The organism is Rhizobium sp. BR 317 (assembly GCF_047445835.1).
GTDB lineage: Bacteria > Pseudomonadota > Alphaproteobacteria > Rhizobiales > Rhizobiaceae > Rhizobium > Rhizobium paranaense.
Map to the genome: position 1 here is coordinate 72,873 of NZ_JARWLB010000018.1, position 14,730 is coordinate 87,602.

Genomic DNA, 14,730 nt, shown 5'->3' on the forward strand with positions numbered 1-14,730 from the left:
GCCTGGGGTGGGCTGTGGCTTGCCGCAAATACGGGGAGCAAGGCGGGCTTGCCCCAACCTGCTGATCGTTTTTAGCGCAGAACGATATGATTGCGCAAAATGCAACCTATTCTATTTATCGGTTGGCAGCGCTTTTGATTTATCTCGATAGGCGGGGTTGATGGCCGCTGTGCGACCGCACGAGCGAAGCCGCCAGCCGCGACATAAATCCATCCGTCTTCCAACCAGCTCCCTTAGGCGAGTCACTTGGACAACCGCCTCCTCCAATTTTCAGGCTATATGATGAAAGCACAATTTCGCTCTTTCGCCATTTCCATTGTCATCGTCGCAGCATTGGCAGGATGCCAAACTGCAAAGCCTATCGCTATGAGCGTTGTGGCCACACCGACCGCGAAGGGCACGCAATATGGCGATGTCCTGGCGCCGCAGCGTGCCGCCGGTCAGGATATCCCGGCGCTAAAAGGCCAGAAGATCGTCACGGTGCGGGCATACGAAGATGTTCGCAAGAAGGACGCACAACTTTCCACCAGAACGGAATTGGAAGGCATCGACTGCGCGTTGGATAGCGAGGGGTATCGCGCCTCTGTGAAGACTCCGGCAGAAATTCGAGTGCCTGACTACGGCTATGCATCACGCCCGGTTGCTGTCCACTGCCAGGCCCCAGGTTACAGGACCGGCTTTGCAAGCGTTCAGCCTTTCGACGAAACATCCCATGATCGCATGGCGGCAGCAAGCAACAACGGTCTTGTCACGATGGTGGCAGTCGCCTTGGTCGATGCCGCGACAGACAAGAAAAAACATGACTACAGCTATCCGCCCGTATTCGTGACGATGAACCGGATTGGCTGTGAAAAAGACAAGGCCGGATGCCACTAACGCATAGCGAATGCCGGTGCATTTGGCTGAAAAAACGGGATCTGCTCTCTCGCAGATCCCAAATCACCTGGCGTTGATGCCTGCCGTAGCCAATAGTTTCGACTCTTAGGCCGCAGCCCTTCCCTTTTGAACCGACGTATTTCCATGTCTTGAAACATCATCGAAGCGGAATTGCTCGAGCAATTCGAACAGGGCAGCGGCCTCGCGGGCCAAGCCGTGGCTGGCGGCCGTCTGTTCTTCGACCATTGCCGCATTCTGTTGCGTGCTCTGGTCAACCGTGTTCACAGCCTGGTTGATTTCGCCAAGCGCCGTCGATTGTTCGCGCGCCGCGTCGACGATCGCGGATACATTGGCGTTGATCTCTCCTACCTGAGAGGCGATTTCCTCCAGAGCCGCACCGGCCTTGGTAACAAGAGTGACGCCATTTCCGACGTGGGTGCCTGACGCGGTGATCAGGCTTTTGATTTCCTTGGCCGCAGTCGCCGATCTCTGCGCAAGCTCGCGGACTTCCTGTGCCACAACGGCAAAGCCCTTGCCCGCTTCGCCGGCTCTTGCAGCTTCGACACCGGCGTTCAGTGCCAAAAGATTTGTCTGGAAGGCGATCTCATCGATCACGCCGATGATGTTGGAGATTTCGCGGGAAGAGCTTTCAATCTGGCCCATGGCCGTAACGGCATCGCGAACCACCTGGCCGGAATGCTCGGCATGATCCCGCGTCCGGGTGACCAGCCTGCCGGCCTCTTCCGCACGACGGCTCGAATCCTTGACGGTCGTTGTGATCTCTTCCAGCGCCGCAGCCGTCTCTTCGACAGATGCTGCCTGCTGTTCGGTTCGTTTTGCCAGATTGTCTGCGGCAGTCCGGATCTCGTTTGAACCGGCTGAAATCGCCTTGGCATTTTGAGCGATAATTCCCATCGCATCCTTCAGCTTGCCGGATGCGCCATTGAAGTCTGTCCGCAGACGCTCCAGCGACGGGATGAAGGGCTTCTCCATTCGCTGCGACAAATCCCCATCCGCGAGATTGGTCAGGCATTGAGCGAGCTGCTCGACGTTTTCGACGCGGCCCGTCACATCGGTCGCGAATTTAACGACCTTGAAGACCTTGCCATTCAGATCGAAGATCGGGTTGTAGGACGCCTGGATGAAAACCTTTCGGCCACCTTTGCCGATGCGCGTGAACTCGTCCGCAAACAGCTCACCGTTTGCAAGCTTCCTCCAGAACTCCTTATAGGCGGCTGACGCCGCATAGGCGGGATCGCAAAACATGGAATGATGTTTTCCCTGGATTTCAACAAGGGAATATCCGAGCGCGGACAGGAAGTTATCGTTTGCGGTCAACACCTCACCGGTCGGCGTGAATTCAATGATTGCCTGTGCTCTCGAAAGAGCGTTGATCTTGCCCGCATCTTCTGCCGACTTCAGCTTTTGAGCCGTGATATCGGTCGCGATCTTGACGACCTTGACCGGTTTTCCGCGACGAAAAACGGGATTGTAGGATGCCTCGATCCAGACTTCCCGCCCGCCCTTGGCGATGCGCCTGTACTGACGCTGATCGAAATTGCCGGCCGACAGTTTCGTCCAGAAGGCCTTGTATTCCTCAGAGGAAGCATAAGCTGGATCAACGAACATGCTGTGGTGTTTGCCGACAATCTCGCGGAGATCGTAGCCAAGCGCGCGGCAGAAATTCTCGTTCGCGGTAAGGATTTTGCCCGTCAAGTCGAATTCGATCATGGCTTGCGATTTTGAAAGCGCAGCAAGAACCGAGACAGCATTCGCACCACGGCCTAGAATAGTCATGATCATCCTTCCTCAAATTGCTTCCAGCTCCGATTGAAAGCCGCAATGTAAATATTCGTACGGAAGGTTTAATTAGTATTAAATTGGATTATTATTCTTGCATATTGCTTGTATCCGCAACTATTACGGAAGTTTGTCTTAGGCGTATTAAACCAAGGATATTTCCCTTCATCTATCCGTCAGGCCAGTCGCTGCCCGTTTAACTGCCTGAGAGAATCGCTGATGCGGTTAGCGGGGGCTGTGACCGCCAAAGAGCTCGAGAGAAACATCTCTTAACATCAAATCAAACAGCGAAACACGCGCTTGCCTATGGTGGCCGGCAGCCATTTGCCGTCGCCATACACCCATGAGGACATCGTGAATTTTCCCAGTCGTTTCGTATCTTTGATTTTTGTTGCCGCTTCGGTGGCGAGTTGCCAATCCGCCCAGCCTGTTCCCTATCTCGGTCTCGATTCACGGCTTAGCCTCAAACCGAATATGGACGACAGCAGCGGCCGCATTCCATATAGCTATCGCAGTCCGGTCGCGTGGAACACCTATAGAAGCGCGATCATCGAACCAGTCGTTATCTACCGCGGATCCGACAACCAGTTCGGCACGATGTCCGAAGGAGATAGACAGTTTCTCGCGAAATTTATGCAGCAGGAATTTGAAAAGCGTCTATCGACACGATTTTCGCTTGTTGCAGCTAAGGCGCCGCAGACGATCCGAATTCGTCTTACTTTGGCAGGCGCGAAAACGACCACTCCCGTTGTTGGTGCCGTGACCAAGGTCGATCTTATGGGCGGACCTTACAACGCCGTACAAGCGGCCCGAGGCAAGGAAGGCATGTTCTCCGGTTCGGTAAACTATGCCGTTGAAATCTATGACGCCCAGACAAACAAGCTGCTGGCGGCCTATGTGGCGAAACAGTATCCCTCCGCCATGAATCTTCGTACAGGCTGGACGTCGCTGGATGCCTCGATGGTAGGCATCAGCAAGGGAGCGGATGCACTGCTGGCTGAATTGAACCGCTCGTGATCTGAACCCTGACGTTGGCGTCCAAGTCGCTGTTCGACATCACGCAACGCCGCCCGGGCTGAGGCTACGATAGAGCATGTAGACCGCTACCACGAAGATTAAGGTGGCGAACAGGGTGTTCAAGACGCCCTTGCGCGTGGAAAGATGTCGGGCGAAATAGGCGCCAAGCAGTCCGCCGATCACGCCGCCCGCAATGAAGACGGCGGCCAGGACCAGATCGACGTATCCGGAGAAGGCGTAGTTCAAGGCCGTCGTCAGCCCGAACGCCGTCACCGCGACAAGGGATGAGCCGATGGCGTAGAGGATCGGCATGCCCGTCGAGGCGATCAAGCCGGGAACGATCAAGAAACCGCCGCCGATCCCGAAGAAGCCGGAGAAGATGCCCGTGAGGCCGCCGAAGCTGACGACCTTGGGCGCATTCTTGCGTGAACACTGAACGCCAGGATTGCCTTCCGCTCCGCGCGTTCGGAACATAAGGGTGCCGACGACGAGCATCAGAAGGGCAAAGAGAACTAGCAGCTTCTGCCCGTCGACCATCTTGCCGATGCTCGATCCAAGGAAAGCGCCGATAATGCCCGCAACGCTGTAGACGCCTGCGCAGCGCCATTTGACATTGCCGAGCCTGGCATGACCCACAAGATTGGTGAAGGCATTGGCGGCGACGGCAAAGGCACTTGTCCCTATAGCGAGATGAGCGTTTGGGACACCGACAACATAGACCATCAGCGGAACGGCCAGAATCGAGCCGCCGCCCCCGAACAGGCCGAGCGTAAAACCGACTAGTCCCCCGGAAAATGCGCCAAGGCCATATTGCATCGTATCGAGCATCATGGCTTACGCTCCCGACCCGCCGCGATTAKGCGCGGGCGAGGCGAAACGCTGATTTGAGGCGATCCGATAGGTAAACATGCCGACGAGCATTGCCGCGGTGAAAAGCACGATCTCCCAACGACCGGTGAGAAGCGATGCGATGGCAGGACCGGGACAAAGCCCGACCAGACCCCAGCCAAGACCGAACAGAGCAGCACCGGAGACGAGCTTGCCGTCGATCGTACGACTTGCCGGAACGTGGAATTCGGTATCGAACAGCGGACGGGAGCGGTGGCGTTTGATCGCATAGGCGATCGACGATGGGATCAAGGCACCTCCGAGGACGAAGGCAAGCGACGGGTCCCAGGCACCGGCGATATCGAGGAAAGCCAGCACGCGCGCCGGGTTGACCATGTCGGAGATCACCAGTCCGATGCCGAACAGAATCCCGCAAAAGATCGACGCAAGAATTCGGCCGGTCATAGCTGGCCTCCCATCAGATGACGAGTGACGTAGACGGTCGCCGCTGCGATGGCCATGAAGGTGAGTGTCGCGAGGATCGAACGCGGCGACAGCCGTGCCAAGCCGCAGACGCCGTGGCCGCTGGTGCAGCCCGATCCAAGCCGTGTGCCGAAGCCGACCAGCAACCCGCCGGCAATCAAAAGCACTGGCGAAGATGTCACCATCAGATCGGCGTGCCGGATATAGGCAAACGCGATCCCGGCGCCACCGAGTATCCCGCCCAGGAACCCGATGCCCAGAGGGCTGATGCCGCCGCCCGTCCATCCGAAGGCGGAGGCGGCCAAGCCGGATATTCCGGCGACGCGGCCGTTCAGTAACAGGTACAGGGCCGCCGCAAGGCCGATCAGAAAGCCGCCGCTCAGCGGCCAGATATAGTTCAGCTCAGACATGGCGATCACAGCATGTTCACCGGAATCTTCAGATACTGGACTCCGTTATCCTCGGCGGGAGGAAGCTTACCTCCGCGCATGTTCACCTGCACCGAGGGCAGGATCAGTTTAGGCATCGCCAGGGTGGCATCGCGCTCGTTGCGCATCTTGACGAACTCGTCTTCAGTCACGCCTTCACGCGCATGTATATTGCCGTTTCGTTGAGCACCCACCGTCGTCTCCCAGGCATAGTCGTCGCGACCTGGCGCCTTATAGTCATGGCACATGAACATGCGCGCCTCGTCCGGAAGCTGGGTTAAGCGCCTGATGGAGCGATAGAGTGTGCGGGCATCGCCACCTGGGAAGTCGCAACGCGCCGTGCCGTAGTCCGGCATGAACAACGTGTCGCCGGGAAAAACAGCATCGCCAATGACATAGGCCAGACAAGCCGGAGTGTGACCAGGCACATGAAGAACCGTCGCTTCCAGATTGCCGATCTTGAAACGATCGCCATCCTGGAAGAGCTGATCGAACTGGCTGCCGTCCCTCTGGAACTCGGTTCCGGCGTTGAAGATCTTGCCGAAAACCTCCTGAACACGAATGATCTCGCGACCGATCGCGAGCTGACCGCCGAGTTCGGCTTGCAGAAGTGGTGCTGCCGAAAGGTGATCGGCATGCGCATGCGTTTCAAGCAACCACTGAACCTCGAGACTTTCGGATTTTGCGTAATCGATCAGAGCGCGAGATGAGGTATTCATCGTGCGTCCGGATGCAGGGTCAAAATCCAGAACGCTGTCAATGATCGCGCAGGCCTTCGAGCTGGGATCGCGCACGACATGGCTGACGGTGAAGGTCGCCGGATCAAAAAACGACCGCATATCAGGGCGTTTGGCCGGATTTTCAGCCGCCTGGCGGATTATCCCGGAAGCATTCGAAAGATTCTTGTCAACTTCGAGGTCGGACATAGCCTTCTCCTGTCTATTGGCTACAACATACATATTTACATTAAATATACAACTATGTATTTTCAATGGTCGCGAAACTGAACATTCGCTATAGACGAACATCGGCTGTTCGACGGAAAGGGTTGGCGATGGAAACAGTAAATACGGATGGAGGGCCGACCCTGCGGATCAACGATAAGGCCCCGGGTTTCATTGCCCGATCCACGTCCGGCGAGGTCGCCCTCTCGAACTATCGCGGGCAATGGCTTCTGTTCTTTTCGCACCCGGCGGACTTCACCTCCGTCTGCACCAGCGAACTCATCGCTTTCGCCCGCGCCCAAGAGCGGTTTTCCAAGCTGAACTGCGCGCTTCTTGGCCTGTCGGTCGACAGCGTCTATTCGCACGTTGCCTGGCTGCGCGACATCGATCGCACATTCAACGTCAAGGTGGCGTTCCCGCTGATCGAGGATTCGGCGATGGTGATCGCCAAGGCCTACGGCATGCTGGACACGTCGTCCGAGAACAGCGGCACCGTCCGCGCCACATACGCAATCGATCCTGATGGCATCATCCGGGCCATCGTTTGGTATCCTATGAATATTGGACGCTCGGTCGAGGAACTCTTGCGGCTGGTCGAAGCCCTGCAGACGTCGGATCAGAAAAGCGCGCTCACGCCGGAAGGCTGGAAGCCTGGCGATGCGCTGCTCGAACCGGCATCATCATCCTTGGGCGACGCCGAGAAAACGGCGCCGGGCGAAACCTGGTACCACCGGGAGCAGCGCTCATGAACGAGATAGCCCTTTCCCCCGAAGCTTTGAAGGTCAAGGCGGAGGAAGCCGCAGACTTCATGCGCCTGTTCAGCACACCGAGCCGGCTGATGCTTCTCTGCCGCATCGCGCAGAAGGAATGCTCGGTCGGCGAGATTCAGGAAGAACTCGAATTCAAGCAGCCAGCGCTCTCCCAACAACTTGCCGAACTTCGCCAGGCGGGTGTCGTTAAGACTCGCCGTGAATCGCGACAGATCTACTACTCCATCACCGATGGCCGCGTCGCGGTCGTCATGCAGATGCTCATGCAACTGTTCTGCGGCGTGGCGCCAGCGACAAATGCGGAAGGCGATGCCGACGACCCGATGGCCCTCCCCTCGGAAAGAGCCGTCGGGGCGAGCGTTCTCGGAGAGGTAGCGCGCTGGGCGCGGCTCGAAGACGCCGATTGATATCGGTGCGGACTCCACACTGTCATTCGCCTAAAAGCCCTGAATGAGCTGCTTGTTGGTTGGATAGGTCGAGCCGGGCGGAAAGCCGGGATCGGTCTGACTGACCCAGCGACACTTGCACATGAATGGCACGATATTGGCCCGTCGCACGACAAGTTCAGAGGTATTTGTTGACGGTTTATGACTTGGGCATCGGTGGACGATCGATTTAAATTGCAAACTCTGAGATGTATTTTAATCTATGATACTCGCCACAGAAATCGCCGTCCAATTCACAGGCGGCGATACGGGGTGCAAACCGGAGGAACGGCAAGTGGAAAAGGTTGCTGCAGACAATGGGGCGCTGGACGAGGTCATCGTCAAAGCCGCGATTTATCCATCCATCGGCATTGCGCGTGTCGGAAACAGCTTGACTGAATGGTACATAGGACCAGAGGTTCCCGATCCCTTGCCACTTCCCCCGGGCTCATATCGTGATCACACAGGCGCACTAAAGCGCGAGGCGGCGCGTTTCCGTGTCTATGGTCTCAACGCCGCGGGAACGATCGTTCGGGAATTGACCGACGCGGAAGCCGACATCGCGTGGACCGTGCAACTGGCCAATACGAAGGCTGCCTGGTACGGTTTTCAACTGGCACTCGATATTCCTGAAGCATCGGCACCGGGCTCGACACCGACCACCTTGCGCAATCCGCTAATCGCGGATCGCAAGGCGCTGGCAATCACGCCTGCACCATGCACCATTTCCGGAGGCAGCCGGCCCGAACAGCGGTTCGACGATGGCACCTTCATGGGCATTCCCGTCTATCTCGGGTCGGTCCTAACAGACGAGGCCGGGCGGTTGCTGGTTCTGGGCGGGCATGGCGTGTCCGCCTCCTATACCGACACCATCGCGGTGACCTTCGCCAACAACGACACATGGTATGACGACGTCGCCGATGGGCCTGTTACGGCTAAGGTGAACTTGGCCGGGAAGGTGCTGCCGGTGGAGCCTGCTTGGGTGGTGGTGGCACCTCCCAACTACGGCCCATGCCGCAAGTCCGTTCGTACGATGTGGGATCTGATGCGTGATCTTGCGGTACAGAATCACTGGCTGACCAAGCCCAAACGCCCATCCTTTACCAACGATATCCTGCCGATCTTCGAGCGGCTGGCTGGCCTGCAATGGGTAAACGAGGGGTTCGCCGCCGGTTTCGGCTGGAAGGGCCTCTTTGATCTCACCCCAGCCACCGTCGCTCGACTGGCATCGCCCGATCCGGCGAACGCGGAATGGCGCAAGGTTATCGCCAATCAATTCCGAACTGGCAGTCTGGACCGGAACGACACGGTCGATAGCTGGTCGCCCGTGCCCTGGCCTTGGCTCTATGGCGACGCCATGAACGTGCCGCCGGCGCTATCACCTCGTCAGAACAGCAGCCTGACAAACCTGCAATTGTCGCAATTGCGGCAATGGGCGGCCGGTGACTTCGATGCCGATTATGATCCCGCCAGATCCGTCCCGCGCCTGATCGAGGATGTACCGGTGGCCGCACAAGGCGACTGCTTGACCAAAGCAGCGCTGGATTTCTGCCTGGCCGACGCCTTCCATCCCGGTTGCGAGATGACCTGGCCTGTGCGGGAACTCACCATGTACCGTGCACCGTTCCGCTTCGCTCATGCGCCTGCCGGTTGGGTAGAACCCGATTATGGGATGACGCTGACCTATGCCGCGGCCGCGGCGCCTAACGGCTGCCTGGGACCGCAAGTGCCGGGGGGCATCAGCCGATGGATGGCTGTGCCTTGGCAATGCGACACCGCAAGCTGCCGATCCGGCTATGACAAGACCTACGATCCCTACGTGCCGACCTTCTGGCCTGCTCGAGTTCCCAATCAGGTGCTGACCCGTCAGGATTACGATATCGTCATGGACGTAGAGCGTCCTTTGGCGGAGCGGCAAGCCGCTTTCGCCCGCCGCGCCGACTGGGATGCGCCCCTGGATCTCAACGCCTCCTATGTCACCCAGATCAACAACATGATTGCGCACTTCGATCATTTGGGCGTGGTGGAAAGTCGGCCGGGTCCTTCCAATGGTGACTTCCCCACGGTCATGGAGGTGCTGGATCGCCATCAGCCTATCGGTGGTGCCATGCTGCTGAAGAGGACGGCCGATGCCGACGCCGGTATCACCGACCTGTCCACCATCGATAAGGTGCGCCGCCTGCCCCGATCGCTGCATCGTTGAGCGGCCGAGACCGCTGTGGCGACGGATTTGACGGCCGATGTGGTGGTGGTTGGGGCCGGGCCAGCCGGGGCGGCCACCGCCCTCCTGCTCGCCCCGTTTCATCAAACGCTTCTGGTCGATCGGGCCGAGATGGATGACAGGGTGCAACCCGTAGCCCGCATCGGGGAGTCTCTTCCGGCCGCCACCCGGCGGCTGCTCCAGGATATGGGATTGTGGGAGGACTTCCAGAACCAAGGCCATGTCCCATGCTACGGGACGCGCAGTGTTTGGGGCGGGCCGCAAGCGATATGGGCTGACAGCATCCGCGATCCTGACGGACCGGGATGGCATCTGGATCGCGCGCGCTTCGACGCCTGGCTGCGTCGGAGCGCCACTGACCGGGGCGCGGCTTTGGTGGCGCCAGCCCAAGCGGTAGACTTGGTTTCGACCGCCGACGGATGGCAACTGACGCTGCTCCGGCATGGCCGTCGTCTCACCGTCGGCTCTCGGTTCCTGGTCGATGCCGGTGGGCGCACTGCGCCCTTGGCCAAAATGCTGGGACACCACCACCGGCTGGGCGATCGTCTGGCCTGTTGTTGGTGCCGCGGCATATCATCGGGAGATGCCGGCGTGACCGTCACCATCGCCGAGCCGGGCGGCTGGTGGTACACCGCGCCCCTACCGAGTGGTCGAAGAGTTCTGGCATTCCATACGGATGCAGATTTGCCCGTCGCGAAGGAGTTGGCTGGAGTTGAAAACCTGCTGGCCCGCGCTCGCAGGCAAACCGATCTGGCCTCCCTTTTGTCAACGGTGGGATTCCAGCCTATCGGCCACGCCGGATATTGCGCGGCGCATAGCAGTTGGATGGAGGCCGCCGCCGGCCCCGGCTGGCTGGCCGTGGGTGACGCCGCCTTGGCATGCGACCCATTGTCTTCACAGGGCCTGCTCAACGCGCTTTACTCTGGGCTTATGGCCGTTCGCGCTGTGAGAAGAGGCTTGGCCGGCGACACGGACGCCTTTGCGGACTATGTGCAAACCATGGCCCGGGTCGTCGATGCCTATCGCGAGCACTTGGCCGCCTGGTACGCCCTGGAATCGCGATGGCCTGATCAGCCCTTTTGGCGCAGGCGACACCAAGCGGAGACAACGCTGATCGAAACCTGAAGACCCAGTCGATTGAGCTGCATGTAACGTGGGAGACTTCTGCCGATCAAAAAACAAAGAGAAATCATGGAAAGCCGTATTTTACGGTATTTTACACACTTCCCTCGCCCGCAAAGATGGGCAATTGGGGCTGACTGAACAATTTGGCAAATGAAGCGCCTTCGACTGTATCGCGTGCAAATCAGTCTCGAGCGCGCAATGCAGACGTGTCCGGATCGGCTTTACCGTAACATACTTCCTCGCACTTGAGGTTTAAGGCACGGTGCGCGCCGCCGATACGCCGACCCCGGCGTACCGATCTCAACGGGGGGCCAAGAATGTCGAGGAGCAGTAATCTTTTCGCGGCTGTTATGCTTGCCTGCGTTTCTCATGCAGGACTGCTGCAGGCCGAGACCATGAGCTATGCGGATGCGGTCACAAAACTGGCGGACGATTGCGGAGCCGATATCCGCAAATTTTGCAAAGGCTTGAACCTTGGTGGCGGGCGTATCGCCGACTGCCTCGAACAGAATGCGGCCAAGGTATCGCCGACCTGCAAATCCTCGGTCACCAGCGTCGTTCAATCCATCACTCAGCGCGAGCAGGCACAAAGTGCCTATAGCGACGCCTGCAGAGGCGACATCGCCATGCGCTGCAAAGGCGTCAAGGGTGACGGATACATACTTGCCTGTCTGATCAAAGGTACAAAGCTGGTCAGCAACAAGTGCAACAACGCAATTACCGATGCAGGTTGGAGGTAAGACGATGCTACGGCGTTCCTTCAAGACACTAGCAGTTCTCGCCGCCATTGGCCTGTTGCCAGCCGGCATTTCATTCGCCCAGGACGTATCTCAACAGCGGATCATTTCGGGCCTTGGCAAGCTCAAAGCCGCGGCCCCGGTGATCGATGTCGAACTGTTGCGCCTGGAGGCTATCAGCGGCACGGGCAAACAGATGTCGGCGCTTCCCAACTGGAGCAAGATCGCCAAACTTCCGCAGATGGTCGTCGAGATCAACTTCGAAAACGATTCCGTTGCCATCGAACCGAAATCCTATCGGACCCTTGGGATGCTCGCCGACGCGCTGCACCATCCCAACCTCTGGGCCTACAAATTTCTGGTGATCGGTCATGCGAGCTCGACCGGTGACGAGAAACATAATCTCGACCTCAGTCAACAGCGCGCGGTCGCGATCAAGGAAGCGCTGGCGACGACGTTCGCCGTCGACCCACAGCGGCTCTACGCCGTCGGTGTTGGCGAGGCTTTTCCGATCGAGGGTTCCAAAACCGACGCCGCCAACAACAGACGCGTACAACTCGTCAATCTCGGCGTGTTCACTCAGAAAAAGTGAAGCCTGAAGCGTATGCCGCAATCTGCGGCATCATCGCCTGCGTCCGGAGCATCATGTTGAAACCCGCCGCTCCGGGCGCCTATCCTGCTGACTTCGACATACCTACCTGCGAAACTGGAGTTATCCAACCAGTATGGCGCGAATGTCATTGACGTTTGTGAGGGTTGGGCCAGTGACGACGAGGTCATCGATCGCGCTGAAAGCCCGATAGCTGTCGTGGTTCGAAAGTGCCAAACGCGGTGAAATGCCTGCATTTGATATGCGCGACAGGGTCGACGGATTTATGATTGCACCGGCCGCGTCCTCGACACCGTCGATCCCATCGGTATCGCCAGCGATCGCCCAGACGCGATCCATCCCGTTCAACGCAATCGCGAGGCTTAACAGGAACTCAGTATTCCTGCCTCCACGCCCGGTTGATCCGGATCCAAGCGTCACGGACGTCTCCCCACCGGATAGGATAATCGCAGGTCGGGCAACCGGCCGCCCCCGTGATCGGACGGACGCTGCAATACCGGCCAACAGCGTCCCAGCCTCCTTCGCTTCCCCTTGGAGCGCGTCGCCCAAGTCGACTATTCGAAGCCCGCTTGTTGCTGCAACATTGGCGGCCGCCTCCAAAGCCATGGATGGCGAGGCAATAAGTCTAACCTCGCTATTCATCGGCTCCGCCGGCATCGTTATTGCCCCGCGCCCGAGCACATCTCTTGCCGTTGCCGGAAGCGCCAGCTTGTAACGAGCAACTATCTCCCTGGCATCATCAAGCGTAGATCTTGTTGTAACCGTTGGGCCGGATGCGATCTCGGAGGGATCGTCACCAGGCACATCGGAAATCAAGAGGGTGACGACGCGTGCCGGATAAGCGGCCTGCGCCAAACGGCCACCCTTGATGCGGGAAAGCTGTTTGCGAACGGTATTCATTTCGGAAATGTTGGCACCGCTGGCGAGCAGCGCTTGATTGACTGCTCTTTTATCCGCAAGGGTMATGTCTCCAGCCGGGGCGACGGCAAGCGAGGATCCACCTCCCGAGATCAGCGCGATGACGAGATCGTCCGGGCCTAGCCCTTTGACACCATCCAATAGCCGCTGCGCACCCAGTATGCTCATCTCATCAGGAACAGGGTGCGCCGCCTCGATAATCTCGATGCGTCCCGCAGACACAGCATGGCCGTAACGCGTTACGACCACCCCGCTCAGTTCGACGTCTTGCCAAGCGGCGTCTAACGCCGCAGCCATCGCTGCAGATGCCTTACCCGCCCCGACGACGACACAGCGTCCCCTGGGTTTTTCCGGAAGATGCTGCGCGACAACCTTCATCGGATCTGCACTTGCAATCGCTGCGTCGAACATTCGACGCAGCAGGCTGCTAGCAGACGCGTCGTCCCAGCTCATCGCGCAGCCACTACTTTCAGGATGTTTGAGCCTGCGATAGCGTCGCAGACCGCATCGGTGACCTGTTGCGTGGTTGCACTACCCCCGACGTCCGGGGTGAGAACGCCGGCTGCAGTCACCCGTTCGACGGCGTTCATCAGCCGCGTGGCGGCATCCCGCTCACCAAGATGTTCGAGCATCTGCGCTGCCGTCCAGAAGGTGGCGACCGGATTGGCGATGCCCTTGCCGGTGATGTCGAAGGCCGAGCCGTGGATCGGTTCGAACATGGATGGGAAACGCCGCTCCGGATCGATATTGCCAGTAGGCGCGACGCCGAGAGAACCGGCAAGCGCGCCGGCAAGGTCCGACAGAATGTCGGCATGCAGGTTGGTGGCGACGATCGTATCGAGGCTCTGCGGCTTCAGGGTCATGCGCACGGTCATCGCATCAACCAGCATCTTGTCCCAGGTAACGTCCGGGAATTCCTTCGATACCTCAGCCGCGATCTCGTCCCACATCACCATGCCATGACGTTGTGCATTGGACTTCGTGACGACGGTGAGCAGCTTGCGAGGCCGCGACTGTGCCAGCTTGAAGGCATACCGCATGATGCGGGTGACGCCAACGCGGGTGAAGATCGCTACTTCCGTTCCCACCTCTTCCGGCAGGCCCCTATGGGCACGGCCGCCATGGCCTGAATATTCGCCTTCGGAGTTTTCGCGCACGATGACCCAGTCAAGATCGCCCGGTCCGCAATTGCGCAGCGGCGGGGTAATTCCAGGCAGGATTTTGGTCGGACGAACGTTGGCGTATTGGTCGAAGCCCTGGCAGATCGGCAGACGCAGGCCCCAGAGGGTAATGTGGTCCGGAACATCAGGAGCACCGACTGCGCCGAAATAGATGGCATCGAACTTCTTCAGCGTCTCCAGACCATTGGCCGGCATCATGACGCCATGCTTCTTGTAATAGTCGGAACCCCAGTCGAAGGTTTCGGAATGGATCTTGAAGTCGCCGCTGCGGGCTGCGAGAGCATCGAGAACCTGTAGGCCGGCCGCGATCACTTCCGGGCCGATCCCATCTGCAGGAATCGCTGCGATCTTATATTCACGCATAGTC

Annotated in this window: 15 protein-coding genes; 8 read left to right on the plus strand and 7 right to left on the minus strand. The window is 58.7% G+C overall.

Features of this window, described 5'->3' with window-relative positions; genetic code table 11:
* Positions 1–246 precede the first annotated feature (246 nt).
* Positions 247–876: a hypothetical protein gene (locus tag QD357_RS24265; protein ID WP_183939972.1), complete on the plus strand. Its 630-nt coding sequence runs from the start codon at positions 247–249 to the stop codon at positions 874–876.
* 105 nt (positions 877–981) lie between these two features.
* On the opposite strand, the gene QD357_RS24270 is transcribed toward QD357_RS24265, so the two are convergent.
* A complete protein-coding gene (locus tag QD357_RS24270) occupies positions 982–2,673 on the minus strand; it encodes a methyl-accepting chemotaxis protein (RefSeq protein WP_414125191.1) in 1,692 nt (563 codons plus the stop codon).
* A 309-nt stretch (positions 2,674–2,982) separates the two neighbouring features.
* Here QD357_RS24270 and QD357_RS24275 point away from each other — a divergent pair, with 309 nt between their 5' ends.
* Positions 2,983–3,693: a DUF3313 domain-containing protein gene (locus QD357_RS24275; RefSeq protein WP_414125192.1), complete on the plus strand. Its 711-nt coding sequence runs from the start codon at positions 2,983–2,985 to the stop codon at positions 3,691–3,693.
* 39 nt (positions 3,694–3,732) lie between these two features.
* On the opposite strand, the gene QD357_RS24280 is transcribed toward QD357_RS24275, so the two are convergent.
* The 4 genes from QD357_RS24280 to QD357_RS24295 are packed head-to-tail and all read right to left on the minus strand — an operon-like array spanning position 3,733 to position 6,358.
* Positions 3,733–4,524 carry a sulfite exporter TauE/SafE family protein gene (locus QD357_RS24280; protein WP_414125193.1) on the minus strand — a complete coding sequence of 264 codons (792 nt, stop codon included), beginning with the start codon at positions 4,522–4,524 and terminating at the stop codon, positions 3,733–3,735.
* 3 nt (positions 4,525–4,527) lie between these two features.
* On the minus strand, positions 4,528–4,986 hold the full coding sequence (locus QD357_RS24285; protein WP_414125194.1) for a DUF6691 family protein: 459 nt from the start codon (positions 4,984–4,986) through the stop codon (positions 4,528–4,530).
* Positions 4,983–5,414 (minus strand): YeeE/YedE family protein, encoded by a 432-nt coding sequence (locus tag QD357_RS24290; RefSeq protein WP_183939964.1) that lies wholly within the window; start codon positions 5,412–5,414, stop codon positions 4,983–4,985. The genes QD357_RS24285 and QD357_RS24290 overlap by 4 nt, the downstream gene beginning before the upstream one ends.
* A 5-nt stretch (positions 5,415–5,419) precedes the next feature.
* On the minus strand, positions 5,420–6,358 hold the full coding sequence (locus QD357_RS24295; RefSeq protein WP_183940064.1) for an MBL fold metallo-hydrolase: 939 nt from the start codon (positions 6,356–6,358) through the stop codon (positions 5,420–5,422).
* Between the two features lie 128 nt (positions 6,359–6,486).
* On the opposite strand from QD357_RS24295, the gene QD357_RS24300 reads away from it, so the two are divergent.
* From QD357_RS24300 to QD357_RS24325, 6 genes are all read left to right on the plus strand, one after another.
* A complete protein-coding gene (locus QD357_RS24300; protein ID WP_414125195.1) occupies positions 6,487–7,125 on the plus strand; it encodes a peroxiredoxin in 639 nt (212 codons plus the stop codon).
* Positions 7,122–7,553: an ArsR/SmtB family transcription factor gene (locus QD357_RS24305; protein ID WP_183939960.1), complete on the plus strand. Its 432-nt coding sequence runs from the start codon at positions 7,122–7,124 to the stop codon at positions 7,551–7,553. Before QD357_RS24300 ends, QD357_RS24305 begins: the two co-directional genes overlap by 4 nt.
* Positions 7,554–7,866: 313 nt before the next feature.
* Complete coding sequence (locus tag QD357_RS24310; RefSeq protein ID WP_414125196.1) at positions 7,867–9,774, plus strand: LodA/GoxA family CTQ-dependent oxidase; 1,908 nt, start codon at positions 7,867–7,869, stop codon at positions 9,772–9,774.
* A 27-nt stretch (positions 9,775–9,801) separates the two neighbouring features.
* Positions 9,802–10,917, plus strand: a complete 1,116-nt coding sequence (locus tag QD357_RS24315) for a tryptophan 7-halogenase (protein WP_414125197.1) — start codon at positions 9,802–9,804, stop codon at positions 10,915–10,917.
* A gap of 317 nt (positions 10,918–11,234) precedes the next feature.
* Entirely contained in the window at positions 11,235–11,657 is a 423-nt protein-coding gene (locus QD357_RS24320) for a hypothetical protein (protein WP_183939954.1), read from the plus strand.
* 4 nt (positions 11,658–11,661) lie between these two features.
* On the plus strand, positions 11,662–12,246 hold the full coding sequence (locus tag QD357_RS24325) for an OmpA family protein (protein WP_414125198.1): 585 nt from the start codon (positions 11,662–11,664) through the stop codon (positions 12,244–12,246).
* 120 nt (positions 12,247–12,366) lie between these two features.
* Here the strand turns inward: QD357_RS24325 and QD357_RS24330 are convergent, their stop codons facing one another.
* Both QD357_RS24330 and QD357_RS24335 read right to left on the minus strand, forming a co-directional pair.
* Positions 12,367–13,635, minus strand: coding sequence for a glycerate kinase type-2 family protein (locus QD357_RS24330; RefSeq protein WP_414125199.1), 1,269 nt, complete (start codon positions 13,633–13,635; stop codon positions 12,367–12,369).
* On the minus strand, positions 13,632–14,726 hold the full coding sequence (locus QD357_RS24335; protein WP_414125200.1) for a tartrate dehydrogenase: 1,095 nt from the start codon (positions 14,724–14,726) through the stop codon (positions 13,632–13,634). The genes QD357_RS24330 and QD357_RS24335 overlap by 4 nt, the downstream gene beginning before the upstream one ends.
* Between the last annotated feature and the right edge of the window lie 4 nt (positions 14,727–14,730).

What these genes read in the sequence shown, in the direction of transcription:
- QD357_RS24335 (WP_414125200.1), bottom strand. Translation starts at nt 14,726, where the DNA reads ATGCGTGAATATAAGATCGCAGCGATTCCTGCAGATGGGATCGGCCCG.
- QD357_RS24290 (WP_183939964.1), bottom strand. Translation starts at nt 5,414, where the DNA reads ATGTCTGAGCTGAACTATATCTGGCCGCTGAGCGGCGGCTTTCTGATC.
- QD357_RS24270 (WP_414125191.1), bottom strand. Translation starts at nt 2,673, where the DNA reads ATGACTATTCTAGGCCGTGGTGCGAATGCTGTCTCGGTTCTTGCTGCG.
- QD357_RS24325 (WP_414125198.1), top strand. Translation starts at nt 11,662, where the DNA reads ATGCTACGGCGTTCCTTCAAGACACTAGCAGTTCTCGCCGCCATTGGC.
- QD357_RS24275 (WP_414125192.1), top strand. Translation starts at nt 2,983, where the DNA reads ATGGTGGCCGGCAGCCATTTGCCGTCGCCATACACCCATGAGGACATC.
- QD357_RS24280 (WP_414125193.1), bottom strand. Translation starts at nt 4,524, where the DNA reads ATGATGCTCGATACGATGCAATATGGCCTTGGCGCATTTTCCGGGGGA.
- QD357_RS24305 (WP_183939960.1), top strand. Translation starts at nt 7,122, where the DNA reads ATGAACGAGATAGCCCTTTCCCCCGAAGCTTTGAAGGTCAAGGCGGAG.
- QD357_RS24320 (WP_183939954.1), top strand. Translation starts at nt 11,235, where the DNA reads ATGTCGAGGAGCAGTAATCTTTTCGCGGCTGTTATGCTTGCCTGCGTT.
- QD357_RS24300 (WP_414125195.1), top strand. Translation starts at nt 6,487, where the DNA reads ATGGAAACAGTAAATACGGATGGAGGGCCGACCCTGCGGATCAACGAT.
- QD357_RS24295 (WP_183940064.1), bottom strand. Translation starts at nt 6,358, where the DNA reads ATGTCCGACCTCGAAGTTGACAAGAATCTTTCGAATGCTTCCGGGATA.